Source organism: Xanthobacter agilis (assembly GCF_021730435.1).
Taxonomy (GTDB): domain Bacteria; phylum Pseudomonadota; class Alphaproteobacteria; order Rhizobiales; family Xanthobacteraceae; genus Xanthobacter; species Xanthobacter agilis.
Genome location: NZ_JABWGX010000005.1, coordinates 75,560 through 89,624 on the forward strand (window position 1 = coordinate 75,560; position 14,065 = coordinate 89,624).

At 68.7% G+C, this 14,065-nt stretch carries 12 protein-coding genes; 3 read left to right on the forward strand and 9 right to left on the reverse strand.

Annotated features, from left to right (window positions below):
• Positions 1 to 26: 26 nt before the first annotated feature.
• The 9 genes from HUW53_RS04910 to HUW53_RS04950 all read right to left on the reverse strand — a co-directional run bounded on the left by HUW53_RS04910 (position 27) and on the right by HUW53_RS04950 (position 8,572).
• Positions 27 to 1,253: a CaiB/BaiF CoA transferase family protein gene (locus HUW53_RS04910; protein ID WP_237344641.1), complete on the reverse strand. Its 1,227-nt coding sequence runs from the start codon at positions 1,251 to 1,253 to the stop codon at positions 27 to 29.
• Between the two features lie 25 nt (positions 1,254 to 1,278).
• Positions 1,279 to 2,166, reverse strand: coding sequence for an IclR family transcriptional regulator (locus HUW53_RS04915; RefSeq protein WP_237344642.1), 888 nt, complete (start codon positions 2,164 to 2,166; stop codon positions 1,279 to 1,281).
• Positions 2,167 to 2,201: 35 nt separating this feature from the next.
• Positions 2,202 to 2,948 carry an enoyl-CoA hydratase-related protein gene (locus HUW53_RS04920; protein WP_237344643.1) on the reverse strand — a complete coding sequence of 249 codons (747 nt, stop codon included), beginning with the start codon at positions 2,946 to 2,948 and terminating at the stop codon, positions 2,202 to 2,204.
• Positions 2,949 to 2,971: 23 nt separating this feature from the next.
• Complete coding sequence (locus tag HUW53_RS04925; protein ID WP_237344644.1) at positions 2,972 to 3,961, reverse strand: NAD(P)H-dependent flavin oxidoreductase; 990 nt, start codon at positions 3,959 to 3,961, stop codon at positions 2,972 to 2,974.
• Positions 3,958 to 4,704 (reverse strand): ABC transporter ATP-binding protein, encoded by a 747-nt coding sequence (locus HUW53_RS04930; RefSeq protein WP_237344645.1) that lies wholly within the window; start codon positions 4,702 to 4,704, stop codon positions 3,958 to 3,960. The genes HUW53_RS04925 and HUW53_RS04930 overlap by 4 nt, the downstream gene beginning before the upstream one ends.
• Positions 4,697 to 5,407 carry an ABC transporter ATP-binding protein gene (locus HUW53_RS04935; RefSeq protein WP_237344646.1) on the reverse strand — a complete coding sequence of 237 codons (711 nt, stop codon included), beginning with the start codon at positions 5,405 to 5,407 and terminating at the stop codon, positions 4,697 to 4,699. The genes HUW53_RS04930 and HUW53_RS04935 overlap by 8 nt, the downstream gene beginning before the upstream one ends.
• Positions 5,394 to 6,404 carry a branched-chain amino acid ABC transporter permease gene (locus tag HUW53_RS04940; RefSeq protein ID WP_237344647.1) on the reverse strand — a complete coding sequence of 337 codons (1,011 nt, stop codon included), beginning with the start codon at positions 6,402 to 6,404 and terminating at the stop codon, positions 5,394 to 5,396. The genes HUW53_RS04935 and HUW53_RS04940 overlap by 14 nt, the downstream gene beginning before the upstream one ends.
• Positions 6,405 to 6,415: 11 nt before the next feature.
• Positions 6,416 to 7,288, reverse strand: coding sequence for a branched-chain amino acid ABC transporter permease (locus HUW53_RS04945; protein ID WP_237344648.1), 873 nt, complete (start codon positions 7,286 to 7,288; stop codon positions 6,416 to 6,418).
• 87 nt (positions 7,289 to 7,375) lie between these two features.
• Complete coding sequence (locus tag HUW53_RS04950) at positions 7,376 to 8,572, reverse strand: ABC transporter substrate-binding protein (RefSeq protein WP_237344649.1); 1,197 nt, start codon at positions 8,570 to 8,572, stop codon at positions 7,376 to 7,378.
• 470 nt (positions 8,573 to 9,042) lie between these two features.
• Between HUW53_RS04950 and HUW53_RS04955 the strand changes: the two genes are divergently transcribed.
• Genes HUW53_RS04955 through HUW53_RS04965 form a run of 3 tightly spaced genes read left to right on the forward strand, consistent with a single transcriptional unit; the run spans position 9,043 to position 14,063 of the window.
• Positions 9,043 to 11,127: a 3-hydroxyacyl-CoA dehydrogenase NAD-binding domain-containing protein gene (locus HUW53_RS04955; protein WP_237344650.1), complete on the forward strand. Its 2,085-nt coding sequence runs from the start codon at positions 9,043 to 9,045 to the stop codon at positions 11,125 to 11,127.
• Positions 11,127 to 12,854, forward strand: a complete 1,728-nt coding sequence (locus HUW53_RS04960; protein WP_237344651.1) for an AMP-binding protein — start codon at positions 11,127 to 11,129, stop codon at positions 12,852 to 12,854. Before HUW53_RS04955 ends, HUW53_RS04960 begins: the two co-directional genes overlap by 1 nt.
• A 21-nt stretch (positions 12,855 to 12,875) precedes the next feature.
• A complete protein-coding gene (locus HUW53_RS04965; RefSeq protein ID WP_237344652.1) occupies positions 12,876 to 14,063 on the forward strand; it encodes an acetyl-CoA C-acyltransferase in 1,188 nt (395 codons plus the stop codon).
• Positions 14,064 to 14,065 lie beyond the last annotated feature (2 nt).

Below are 14,065 nucleotides of genomic sequence, written 5' to 3' on the forward strand. Positions count from 1 at the left end.
TTGTTGCGTCTCAGCGGCCCCTGGTCTCAGCGCACGATGGCGCGCTGCGCGAGGTCCGCCATCTCCTCTGGCGAGCGGTTCAGCTCCCGGGTGAGAACCTCGGCCGTATCCGCGGCGAGGGGCGGGGGCATGCGGCGGACCGGTACGCGATGCCCGTCAAGGCGATAGGGCGGGCCGAGCAGGTTCCGGTCCGCGCCGGTCTCGGCGGGACGGCGCACCACCATGCCGGTCTCGGCCGCGCGCGGGGAGGAGAGGGCTTCGAGCAGGCCCAGCACTTCCCCAGAGGGGATATCCGCAGCCTTGAGGGCGGCGAGCAGGTCGGCGCGGCGACGCTTCAGCAGCTCCGCCTCCAGGATCGGCAGCAGCGCCGCGCGGTTGCGCGAGCGCTCCAGATTGGTGGCGAAGCGCGGGTCGGCCGGCAGGTCCGGGCGGTCGATGATGGCCTCGCAGAAGCGCTTGAACTGGGCGTTGTTGCCGACGGTGAGCACCAGCGGCCCATCGGCGGCGCGGAACACGCCGTAAGGCACGATGGAGGGGTGGGCATTGCCATAGCGGGGCGGGTCCTTGGCTTCCGCCAGGGCTTCGAGGCCGTAATAACTGGTGAGGGTCAGGCCGCAGTCGAACAGCGCCAGCTCCACCTTGCGGCCGCGCCCGGTGCGTTCGCGCTGGTAGAGGGCCGCTAGCACGGCCTGGGCGGCATATTGGCCGGTGAAGAGATCCACTGCCGCCACGCCGAACTTCAGCGGTGGCTGGCTGGCTTCGCCATTGAGGGCCATCAGGCCCGCCTCGCCCTGCACCACCAGGTCGTAACCCGGCCGGGTGGCCTCCGCGCCGTCGGGCGCGTAGCCGGCGATGGAGCAATAGATGAGGCGCGGGTTTTCCGCCGACAGGTCGGCATAGCCGAGACCGAGCTTTTCGGCGCCGCCGGTCTTGAAGTTCTGCACCACCACATCCGCCTCCCGCGCCAGCGCCTTCACCAGGGCGAGCCCCTCCGCCGTCGCGAGGTCGATGCCGATGGAGCGCTTGTTGCGGTTCACGCTGTCGAAATAGGAGGTGTTGGTGGCGCCGGTCCTCAAGCCCCAGTCGCGGGTGTCGTCGCCGCGTACGGGGTGTTCGACCTTGACGACGTCCGCCCCGAGGTCGCCGAGCACCATGGCGCACCATGGCCCGGCCAGGATGCGCGACAGGTCGAGCACGCGCACGCCGGCGAGGGGCAGATCGAGGGCGTCACGGTCGGACACGGCTTCACTCATGGGCAAGGGGCTCCGGGAAGAGGCGTCAGGCGCCCATCACGCCGTCGAGGCGGCGCACCATCTCGATCAGGCGCGGGCGCACCTCGTCGAGCAGGAACCTGGGTTCGGAAATGACGGTGGGGGCGCCGCAATTGATGGCCATGGGCGGCAACCCGCCGCCGGGGCGGAAGCCCACCGCGATGGCACTGACGCTCTCCTGCCAGTCGCCGAAGGAGCAGCAGCAGCCGAGCCGCGCGTGGTCCTCCATCGCCTTTTCCAGATCCGCGCGCACCGGGGGCCAGGCGAGCGGGTCGAGCATCTTGATCTCCTCGAACAGCGGCACCCGCTCGGCCTCGGTGAGGGCGGAGATGTAGGCGCGGCCGATGGACGAGCGCACCATGGACATGCGCACGCCCACATCGATGTTGAGCGAGATGGCGGCGGGGCCCCGCAGGCACTCCACATAGCGCATGGAGAGGTGGTCGCGCACCGCAAGGCCGACCGTGGCGTTGGAGAAATTGGCCAGTTCGCGCATGGCGGGCCGGGCGATCTGGCGCACCTCCAGCCCCCCCAGCGCCACCGTGCTCAGCGCCATGAGCTGGGTGCCGAGGCGATACTTGCCCACCTCCTCCACGAAATGGAGATAGCCGAGCTTGGTCAGCGTGTAAGTGAGGCGCGATACGGTGGAGCGCGGCAGCTTGCAGCGATCGGCGATCTCGTGATTGGCGAGGAAGGTCTCGCCCCGCTTGAAGCAGGCGAGCACCTCCAGCCCGCGCGCCAGGGCGGTGACGAAGTGGCGGTCGTCCTTGCCCTCGCCTTCGGGGTCGAGATCGGGCGGGGGCGTGTCGTTCGGGCTCATGGCGGGGCTTTCGGTTCCGTCCACGGCCGCCCCGCGCGCATGGGCGCGCCGGCGGGAGGCCTCGGAGGTCCTCATTATCAAGGATTCGGAGCGGTTGCAGCGCTCATCCCCTACCTCTTGAAGAAGGTGGCGAAGGCTGCTTGCGCCGCCGGCCGCAGCCGCAGCGCGTGGAAGTGCTGGGCTTCCAGCCCCAGGGCGCGGGCGACGGGCGCGGCGGTGGCGTGGCGCAGGAGCCGCTTGGTGGTGGCGAGCGATTCAGGGGGAAGGGCCGCCAGCGTCTGCGCCTTGTCCAGGGCGCGGGCGAGGGCCTCCCCCGCCTGCGTCACCGCGTTCACGATGCCGGCTTCGGCCGCCTCGTCCGCACCGAACGCCTCGCCCAGCAGCAGCAGCTCGGCGGCGCGCTTGGTGCCGGCGATGCGCGGCAGCAGATAGCTGGAGGCCCCTTCCGGGCACAGGCCGAGGTTCACGAACGGCAGGCGGAAGCGCGCGCCCGCCCCGGCATAGGCGAGATCGCAATGGAGCAGCAGGGTGGTGCCGATGCCCACGGCGAAGCCCTCCACCGCTGCCACGACCGGCTTCTCGAAGGTCGAGAGCACGCTGAGAAAGGTCAGCCCGGCACTGGGCTCGCCCGTATTGGAGGTGTCCTGGAAATCGGCCAGGTCATTGCCGGCGGTGAAGCAGCCGCCCGCGCCGGTGAGCACCACGGCGCGTACCGCCTCGTCGGCGGCCGCCGCTTCAAGTCCCTCGCCCAGGGCGCGATAGGTGGCGCGGTCGAGGGCGTTGCGTCGCTCCGGCCGCGACAGGGTCAAGAGGCGCACGCCCGGATGCGGGTCGGTGATGATGAGGCTGTCCGTCATGGGCGTCTCCTGTCCCTGGCCGCTCAAGCGGCGAATCCCGCGGTGCTGGCCGCGAGGCGGGCGCGGGCCGCCCGGTAGTCCTGTTCCAGGCGCGCCACCACCTGCGCCACCGGCGGCACGTCGGCGATGGTGCCGACCCCCTGTCCCGCGCCCCACACGTCGCGCCACGCCTTTACCGTGGCGGAGCCAAAGTTCATGGCGCTTTTGTCGGCATGGGGCAGGGCGTCCGGGTCAAGCCCGGCGGCGGTGACAGAGGGCTTCAGGTAATTGCCCGGCACGCCGGTGAAAAAGGGCGAATAGAGGATGTCGTCCGCCGAGGACGCGGCGATCATCTCCTTGTAGGGCGCCGCGGCGCGGGATTCCGTCGTGGCGATGAAGCGCGTGCCCATATAGGCGAAGTCCGCCCCCAGCGCCTGGGCGGCGAGGACGGCATCGCCGGTGGAGATGGCGCCGGCCAGCGCGATCGGCCCATCGTAGAAGCGCCGCACCTCGCCGAGCAGCGCGAACGGGCTCAGCGTTCCGGCGTGGCCGCCAGCCCCGGCGCACACCAGGATGAGTCCGTCCACACCCGCCTCCAGCGCCTTTTCCGCGTGGCGCACGGTGGTGACGTCGTGGAACACGAGCCCGCCATAGGCGTGGGCTTGGCGCACCACGTCGCCGGGCGCGCGCAGGGAGGTGATGATGAGCGGCACCTCATGGGCGACGCAGGTCTCCATGTCCCGCTCCAGCCGGTCATTGGAGGCGTGGACGATCTGGTTCACGGCGAACGGGGCGATCCGGCGGGCGGGATCGGCGGCTTGCGCGGCCGCCAGCTCCGCCTTGATGCGCGTGAGCCAGCCGTCCAGAGTGTCGGGCGCCCGCGCGTTGAGGGCGGGGAAGGCGCCGACGATGCCGGACAGGCATTCAGCGATCACCAGCTCCGGCCCCGAGACGATGAACATGGGCGAGGCGATGACCGGCAGCGCGAGCTTGCCTTGGAACACCTCCGGCAGCGTCCTTCCGCGTGTGCTCATGGGGCGGTGCCTTCCCTTGTTCCTTGCGTTGTTCCTTCTTTGGCGCCCTCACGGGCGAAATAGAGGTCGTGCAGGCGGTTCAGATCGATGCCGGCCGCTTTCTCAGAGAGGATCACCTTGCCCGAGCGCATCAGGTGCAGGTCGTCGGCCACCTGGAGCGCGATGCGGGTGTTCTGCTCGATGAGCACGATGGTGGTGCCGTCCGCCTTCAGCTTGCGGATGATGTCGAACACCTCGTTGACGATCACCGGGGCCAGGCCGAGCGAGGGCTCGTCGATGAGCAGGATGCGGGGTTTCGCCATCAGTCCGCGGCCCATGGCCACCATCTGCGCCTCGCCCCCGGAGAGCGAGCCGGCGAGCTGGTGGCGCCGCTCCTTGAGGCGCGGGAAGAAGGCGTACATGCGCTCCAGATTGGCGGCAAGGTCGGCGCGGCAGCGCTCGGGATAGGCGCCCAGGCACAGGTTTTCCTCGACGCTCATGTCGCGGAACACGAGCCGGCCCTCGGGCACCATGACGAGACCCTGGGCGGCGAGGTCCCAGGTTTTGCCCTTCAGGGGCTTGCCGCCCATCAGGATGTCGCCGGTGTAGGGCAGAAGGCCGGTGAGGGTGCGCAGGAGCGTGGTCTTGCCGGCTCCGTTCGGCCCGACGATGGCGGTCAGCGCCCCTTCGCGGAAGGTGAGGTTCACGCCCCACAGGACCGTGATGGCGCCATAGCCGGAGGAAAGGTTGCGTGTCTCAAGCATGGGCGGTCCCCGTGTAGCTTTCCACCACCGCCGGATTGTTGAAGACCTCGGTGGGGGTGCCGTCGGCGATGAGCTGTCCGAAGTTGAGCACCACGGCGCGGGTGCAGAGCCCCGAGATGGTTTCGATGTCGTGCTCGACGATCACGATGGTGAGGCCGAACAATTTGTGCAGCTCCTTCAGCTTCACCATGAATGACTTCTTGGCGTTGCTTTCCAGGCCCGCCAGCACCTCGTCGAGCAGCAGGAGCTTGGGCTCCGTCGCCAGGGCCTTGGCGATTTCCAGGCGCTTCAGCTCCTGCAGGGCCAGGGCGGTGGCGGCGTCCGCCTCCGCTTTGTGGCTGAGCTCCATCACCGCGAGGATCTCGTCGATGCGGGCTTCGTCGTGGCGCCCGGCGCCGAACACCTGCGCCACCGCGAGGTTCTCGCGCACCGAGAGATGCTGCATGGGCTGGGGAATCTGGAAGGTGCGGCCGATGCCGGCGCGCGCCCTCTTGTGCAGCGGCAGGCCGGTGACGTCCTTGCCGTCGAATGCGATGCGCCCGCGCGCCTTCACCAGGCCGGAGATGGAATTGAACAAGGTGGTCTTGCCGGCGCCATTGGGGCCGACCAGCCCGACGATCTCCCCGGCCTTGATCCGGAACGAGATGTTGGCGAGCGCGGTGAGCCCGCCGAAGCGGACCGTGACGGCATCAAGCTCCAGCATGGTGCTTCTCCGCGGTTTTCGAGAAGATGCGGGCGACCAGTCCGGACAGTCCGTTCGGCGCCAGCAGCACCATGACCGCGAGCAGGATGCCGAGCAGGATCTGATGGCCCACCGGGATCAGGCTCTTGGCGATCACCTGGTCGAACAGATAGATCACCACCGCGCCGAAGATGGGCCCGAGCACGCTGCGATAGCCGCCGAACACCGCGGCGATGATGGGCATGACGCTCCAGATGCCGGAGAAGGCATAGTCCGGCTCCAGAAAGCCGATGATGTGGGCGTTGAGCGCGCCGAACACGCCGGCGATGAAGGCCGAGAGGAACAGCATCCAGGATTTCAGCAGGGTGGCGTTCACCCCCACCACACGGGTGGCGTCCTCGCTGTCGGAAATGGCGCGCAGCGCCGTGCCGATGTGGCTCTTGCGCAGCACCACATAGACCAGCGCGAACAGCGCCACGCAGGCCAGCACCAGCACATAGGAGCCGGCCCGGTCGGCAAGGTTGATGCCGAACAGGGTGGGCAGCCCCGGATAGCGCTGCAAGCCCGCCGCGCCGCCGGTGAGCCAGTCGAGCTCGGTGGCGAGGATGCGGAAGATCTGCGCATAGGCCAGGATCGCCAGGGCGAAATACGGCCCTGACAGGCGCAGCGCCGGCAGCATGGCCAGCGAGGAGAGGGTGGCGATGACGCCGCCGAGGGGAATGGCCAGGAGCACCGGCACCCCGAGCTTCGCCGCCAGCAGCGCCGAGGCATAGGAGCCGACCCCGAAGAAGGCGGCATGGCCGAACGAGACCATGCCGCCGAGATTGCCCAGCAGCGCCCAGGAGAGCGCGAGGCCCGACAGGATCAGGGCCGAGATGAGGAGCCCCAGCAGATAGGGGCTGGCCCCGGCCGCCAGCGGCAGCAGCGCGAGCACGACGAGGCCGGCGCCGAGGGCCATGCCCCGGCCGCCGGAGCGGCGGATCGCGGCGGATACGGAGGTTGCGGACGTCACGGTCATGGTCTTGGCTTTCAGCCGCGCCGGGCGCGCGCGCCGAACAGGCCGTTCGGCAGCAGGAACAGGACGAGCAGGAACAGCACCATGCCGGCGAGCTCCTGCAAGGCGGAGGAGGCGAGGGTCACGGTGAGCGCCTCGGTCACGCCGAGCAGCACCGCGCCCAGGAACACGCCGGGAATGGAGCCGACGCCGGCGAGCACGGTGATGATGAAGGCCTTGACCGTGAGCGCATGGCCGGTGGCCGGCTGCACCACGCTCATGGTGTAGAGCGCGACGCCGGCGAACGCGGCGAGCGCGCCCGCCACCAGGAATGACACGGTTTCGATGCGGGCGGGATTGATGCCCATCAGCCGCGCCGCGTTGCGGTTGGACGACACCGCCCGGACCGCGCGCCCGTACCAGCTCGACTTCAGCCACCACCACAGCACGCCCATGAGCACCACCGAGAGCACGAAGGCGATGATCTCGCCGCGCATGGCGAACACGTCGCCCAGCGACACCGCGTCCTGCAGGGCGGGCGAGGAGGTGGTGCGCATGTCGCTGGCGAAGATCAGCAGGATGGCGTTGGTCAGGATGATGCCGATGGCGAAGGTGAGGATCAGGGAATTGAGCTCGCGGTGGTCCTGGATCTTGTCCACCAGCAGGAACAGCGCCCAGCTCGCGGCCCCCACCACCACAAGGGCGAGCGGGATGGCGAAATAGGGGTCGAGCCCGGTACGCGATTCCACGAGATAGGCCATGTAGGCGGCCAGCAGCACCAGCTCGCCATGGGCGAGGTTGATGATGCGCATGGCGCCGAAGGCGAGGGCGAGGCCAAGCGCCACCAGCGCATAGACACCGCCGATGAGCACGCCGGAAAACAGCGCCTGCAGAATGAGTTCGGTCATGTCGCCTCGACGGGGGAACATGGGGGGCCGGGAGGGTGGACCCGCGGGCGGGGCGGTGCGCCCGCGGGTGATCGCGTCAGCTCGGGCTCACCACGGCACGCCGGGGTAGACGATCTCGCCATTGGCGGCGGACTTCGGCGACACCAGGATGATCTTGCCGTTGCGATGCTGGCCCATGGACAGCGAGAAGTTCGGATTGTCGCCGGTGGCGTCGAACTGGATGCGGCCGAGCAGGCTGTCGCGGTCGGTCTTGCGCATCTCGTCGGCGAGACCGCCCTTTTCCAAGGTGCCGTTGTCGGCGGCGCGGAAGAGAGCGTCGCACAGCACCATGGTCTCCACGAAGCTCAAGGTGGAGAGATATTCGATGTCCTTGTTGTACATCTGCTTGTAGGTGTCGGCGAAGGTCTTGCCCTCCGCGCTCTTCACCTCGACCGGGAACGGGAGGAAGGAGGTGCCGACCACGTTGTTCATGAGGTCGGGAAACTCGGTGTACATCTTCGGGGTGGCGAGCGACCAGGTGCCCACCAGCAGCTTCACATTGGGCTTCAAGACCTTGGCGGCGCGGATGATGCCCACATAGTCGTTCTCGTAGGCCGACATCATGATGATGTCCGGCTTGTCCTGCAGCTTGATCTTGTTGATGATCGGCTTGAAATCGGTGATGGCGGGGTCGAACTTGTGCACCGTCACCTTGATGCCCTTGGCGGCGAGGTCCTTTTCCAGGCCTTCGGCGAGCAGGGCGGGGGCCTCCTTGGTGGAGGCGATGATGGAGACCTTTTCCGGCTTCAGGTCGCCGATGAGGGTGGCGATGCCGCGCTGATAGCCGGCGTTGTTGTTGATGCGGAAGAAGGTCTTTAGGCCCCGCTTCGTCAGTTCGTCGGAGACCGCGCCGGCGGTGATGTAAACCTTGCCGAGCTTGTCGGAGGCGTCCGAGGCCGGGCCGATGATGTTCGAGCCATAGCCGCCGATGATGGCCACCGAACCGTCGGACGCCAGCTTTTCAACCGCGGAGACGGCCTTCGCGGGCGTGCTTTCATCGTCGATCAGGTCGATCTTGACCTGATATTTCGGCGCGGCGGCGTTGCACAGCTTCACGGCCACCTGCATGCCTTCGTTGAAGGCCTGGCCGGAGCGGGCCAGCGAGCCGGTGAGCGGCATGTGGGCGCCGATGGTGAAGGTCTTCGGCTCGGTCTTGGATGCATCCTGCGCCGTGGCGCCGGTGACCCCGGCCATGAGGGCGAGGGCGAGGGTCGCGGACGCGATCGCCGATGTCTTGCGGACCATAAGTTTCCTCCCAGAGCGTGTCCGACGCCTGGACATTTTTCCAATCGAGCGCTCGTTCGGATAAAATGTCCTTCATTCAGGTGGGGACGGAGGCGCGGCCGGGGGCGGCCCGGCGGATGCGATTCCGGCTCCCGCGATTCGACCGGCAAGGGAAGGGCGCGCTCAGTCCTGGCGTTCCTGGCAGCGCAAGCCCATGGGCCCGGCTGCGTCGCTTCTCCCCGCTGCGCGGTTGTTCCGCGTTCTGACCCCGGTGGGCGGCGGCGCGCCACAGGGCCATCGATCAATGCCATGCGCTCGCCCGTCGTGTCAATTTATGCAGACAACAATTCCGCATATCAGAACGACAATGAGTGAAAGGTATTATGTGGCCGTATTGTGGGCTGCGTGAGGCTTGACAGAATGCGATCTCCGGGGCACCTCTTCTAAAAATGCAGATTTATATTCTGCAATGCAGAACCGTAGGAGGATCCATGGCTCCGCTTCGCAGCGCGGTCTCGAACGGCGTCGCCGTGCTCACCATCGTCAATCCGCCGGTCAATGCCCTGGGCGCGGCGGTGCGTGCCGCGATTGCGGCGGGTGTTGCCGCCGCCGCGGCCGATGGCGCGGTGAAGGCCATCGTTCTTGCGGCCGAAGGACGGGTGTTCGTGGCCGGGGCGGACATTTCCGAGTTCGGCAAGCCGCCGTTGCCGCCGGCGCTGCCCGAGGTGGTGGCGGCCATCGAGAATTGCCCCAAGCCGGTGGTGGCGGCCATCAACGGCATGGCGCTCGGCGGCGGGCTCGAACTGGCTCTCGCCTGTCACGGGCGGGTGGTGGCGCCGGTGGCCCGGCTCGGCCTGCCCGAGATCAAGCTCGGTCTTATTCCCGGTGCCGGCGGCACCCAGCGCCTGCCGCGTCTCATCGGCGCCGCGCCGGCCTTCGCCTTGATGCTCTCTGGAGACCCGATTCCGGCGGAAAAGGCGCTCGCCTTCGGCCTTGCCGACGCGGTGGCAAGCGGCGACCTCATTGCCGCGGCCTCCACGGCGGCCCTGCGCCTTGCCGCGGCGGGGACCTGGAGCAAGACCCGCGACCGGGCCGAAAAGCTCACCGATGAAGACCGCGCGGCGTTCGAGGCGGCGGCGGCCGAGGCCCTGAAGAAGTCCGCGCGCAGCCCCAATGTGCCGGCGCTGATCGATTCGGTGCGCGCCTGCCTCAGCCAGCCCTTCGACACGGCCCTCGCGACCGAGCGGGCGCATTTCGCGGCGCTGGTGGCGGATCCCTCCTCCAAGGCCCTGCGCCATGTCTTCTTCGCCGAGCGCGAGGCCGCGCGCATACCCGGCATCGGCAAGGAGGTGAAGGCGCGCCCCATCCGCAAGGCCGCCGTCATCGGCGCCGGCACCATGGGCGGCGGCATCGCCATGTGCTTTGCCCAGGCCGGCATTCCCGTCACCCTGATCGAGGTCAAGGCCGAGGCGCTGGGGGCCGGCATGGCGCGCATCCGCGCCAATTACGAAACGTCCGTGAAGCGCGGTTCGCTCGCCCTGGCGGCCATGGAGGCGCGCCTCTCCCTCATCACCCCGGCGGTGGGGCTCGATGCGGCGGCGGATGCCGACATCGTGGTGGAAGCCGCTTTCGAGGACATGGGCGTGAAGGCGGACATCTTCGGCGCGCTCGACAGGCTGACACGGCCGGGCACGCTCCTCGCCACCAACACCTCTTATCTGGACGTGGACGCCATCGCCGCCACCACGTCGCGGCCGCAGGACGTGGTGGGTCTTCATTTCTTCAGCCCGGCCAATGTGATGCGCCTGCTTGAAGTGGTGCGCGGCGGGCAGACGGCGCCCGATGTCCTGGTCACAGCGATGGAGATCGGCCGCAAGCTGGGCAAGCTGCCGGTGGTGGTGGGCGTGTGCTACGGCTTCGTGGGCAATCGCATGCTGGCCAAGCGGACCGAGGCAGCCGAGCGGCTGCTCATGGCCGGCGCGCTGCCCCATGAGGTGGACGCGGCGGTGACCGATTTCGGCTTCCGCATGGGGCCGTTCGCCATGGCGGATCTGGCCGGTGTCGACATCGGCTGGCGCGCCCGCAAGGCAGCGGGGGCCAAGGCGGTGAAGGCGCCGGTGGCGGATGCCCTCGCCGAACAGGGCCGGTTCGGCCAGAAGACCGGGCGCGGCTTCTATCTTTATCCCGAAGGCGCCCGCGCCGGCACGCGCGACCCGGAGACCGAAGCGCTCATCGTCTCCCTGTCCCAAGCCCAGGGCATCGCCCGCCGCAGCTTCACGCAGGAGGAGATAAAGGCGCGCCTGTTCTATCCCATGGTGAACGAGGGCGCGAAGATCCTGGAAGAGGGCGTTGCCGCGCGCGCGGGCGACATCGATATCATCTGGGTCAACGGCTACAATTGGCCGGCCTTCACCGGCGGCCCGATGCATTGGGCCGAGGGGGTGGGCCTGCCCAAGATCGTTGCCGCGCTGGAGGCGCTCGCCGCCGAAACCGGGGATGACAGCCTCAAGCCCGCGCCGCTGCTGAAGCGTCTGGCGGAGGGCGCCGGCTCCTTCGCCGCGCGGGAGGCCGCGTGATGGCGCCGGACCACGTCGTCGCGCCCGGAAACGCCCCCTGGCAAACGCAGTTTCCGGACGCGTGCGATTGGAGCGCGCCGCTGGAGATCACCACTTTGCCGGAGCTGCTGTCGGCCGGCGTCGCGGCGCGGGGCGCCGGGGCGGCGCTCGATTTTCGCGGCACCCAGCTCAGCTATGGCGAGCTGGCGCGGGACGTGGAGCGGCTCGCCAGCGGGCTGTCCCAAGCCGGAGTCGGGGGCGGGGACAATGTGGCGCTGCTGCTGCCCAACACGCCCTATCATCCTTTGGCCTTCTTCGCGCTGACGCGGCTTGCCGCGCGGGTGGTGCACATCAGCGCCCTCGATGCCCGGCGCGAGATCGTCCACAAGCTGAAGGTGACCGGCGCGCGACGGCTCGTCACCACCAACCTGCCGGGCTTCCTGCCGCGCGCGCTGGAGATGCTCGACGATGGCGTGGTGGACGAGGTGCTGGTGGGCGACGACGCCCGCTGGGGGGCGGGCGAGGCTGTGGGATTGCCGGTTCCCGAACGCGCGGGGGTGCGTGATCTGGCTTCGCTGTTCAGCGACCAGCCCCTGAGTGCGCCGCTGCCTGGCGTCGATGATATCGCGGTGCTCCAGTTCACCGGCGGCACCACGGGCCTGCCCAAGGCGGCGATGCTGAGCCATGGCAATCTCACCGCGGCGGTGAGCATGTATCGGCTGTGGCGCGATGGCGGACGGCCGCTGGTGGCGGGCACCGAAAAGGTGGTGGCGGTGCTGCCGCTGTTCCACATCTATGCGCTCACCACCGTGCTGCTGCGCCATCTGCGCGATGGCAACACCGTGCTGCTGCGCCAGCGCTTCGACGTGGAAACGCTGATCCACGACGTGTCGGAATTGAAGGCCAGCGCCTTTTCCGGTGTGCCCACCATGTGGGTGGCGCTGCTGAACCGGCCGGGCGTGGAGGGCGTGGATTTTTCCTCGCTCAAATCGTGCGTGTCGGGCGGGGCGCCGCTGCCGTTCGAGGTGCAGGCCAAGATCGAGACCCTCATCGGCACCCAGCTCAACAATGGCTGGGGCATGACGGAGACCGGGCCGGCGGGATCGCGCGTGCCATGGGAGGTGGCGCGGCGGCCGGGGCTCATCGGCATTCCGCTGCCGGGCCTTGCCATGCGCATCGTGGCCATGGACGAGCCGGGCCGTGTCCTGCCGCCGGGCGAGGTGGGCGAGATCGCCATCCGCGGACCCAACGTGTTCAAGGGCTATCTGAATGACGAAGCGGGCACCGCGGGCGCCTTCCATGACGGGTGGTTCCTCACCGGCGACATGGGGCGCATGGACGCGCGCGGCCTGTTCGAGATCGTCGATCGCCGCAAGAACATGATCATCTCGTCCGGCTTCAATGTCTATCCGGCGGCGGTGGAGAACGCGATCTACGAGCATCCGGCGGTGGAAGAGGTCATCGTCATCGGCGTGAGCGATGCCTATCGAGGCCAGTCGGCCAAGGCCTATGTGAAGCTGAAGGCGGGTGCCGAGCCTTTCACCCTCGATGTGCTGACGCACTTCCTGGCCGATCGGCTGGGCCGCCACGAGATGCCCCGCGCCTTGGAATTCCGCGAGGCGCTGCCGCGCAGCCCGGTGGGCAAGCTCCTGCCCAAGGTGCTCATGGCCGAGGTCGCCGAGGTGGAAGCCGCCGCCGAGGCGGCCATGCGCGCGGGCGAGGCCGGCGCGGCGAACGAAACACACTGAAAATCACACGAGGAAGCGTTCATGGTCGAAGCCGTCATCGTTTCCACCGCGCGCACGCCCATCGGCAAGGCGCAGCGCGGTGCGCTCAACATCACCAAGGGGGCGGACATGGCCGCCCACGCCATCCGCCACGCGCTCGCTCGCGGCAAGGTGGAGCCGGGCGAGGTGGAAGAAGTTGTCATGGGCTGCGGCTATCCGGAAGGGGCCACGGGGGGCAATGTCGCCCGTCATGGGGCCCTGGTGGCCGGCATTCCGGTGACCGCCACCGGCGTCACCGTCAGCCGCTTCTGCGCCTCCGGCCTGGAGGCCATCGCCCATGCCGCCAAGAGGATCGCCATGGACGGGGTTCCGGTGGCGGTGGCCGGCGGGGTGGAGTCCATCTCCTTGGTGCAGCCGGTCAATCGCGAACTGTTCCGCAACGACTGGCTGATGGCCCATAAGCCCGACATCTATGTGACCATGATCGAAACCGGCGACAACGTCGCCCGGCGCTATGGCATCACCCGCGCGGCGCAGGATGCCTTTTCCTTCGCCAGCCAGCAGCGCACCGCGGCGGCGCAGGCGGCGGGCCTGTTCGACGACGAGATCGTACCGATCACGGTTGAAAAGGCGGTGACCGACAAGAACACCGGCGAGACCCGGCGCGAGAGCGTCACCCTGGCCCGGGACGAGGGCAACCGGGCCGAGACCACGCTGGAGGGACTCGCCCAGCTGAAGCCGGTGCGGGGAGACGATCAGTTCGTCACCGCCGGCAACGCCAGCCAGCTTTCCGATGGCGCCTCCGCGACCGTGCTCATGTCCTCCACCGAGGCGGCGCGGCGGGGCGCCGAGGTGCTCGGCATCTTCCGCGGCTATGCCACGGCGGGCTGCGCGCCCGACGAAATGGGCATCGGCCCCGTGTTCGCGGTGCCGCGCCTTCTGGAGCGGCAGGGGCTCAAGGTGTCCGACATCGGCCTGTGGGAGCTGAATGAGGCGTTTGCCTCCCAGTCCGTCTATTGCCGCGACACTCTCGGCATTGATCCGGAGATCTGCAACGTCAATGGCGGCGCCATCTCGGTCGGCCATCCGTTCGGCATGAGCGGGGCGCGCCTGGTGGGCCATGCGGTGTTGGAGGGGCGCCGGCGCGGCGTCCGTTATGCGGTCGTCACCATGTGCATCGCCGGCGGCATGGGCGCGGCGGGCCTCATTGAAATCCATCCGGGAGCCTGAGC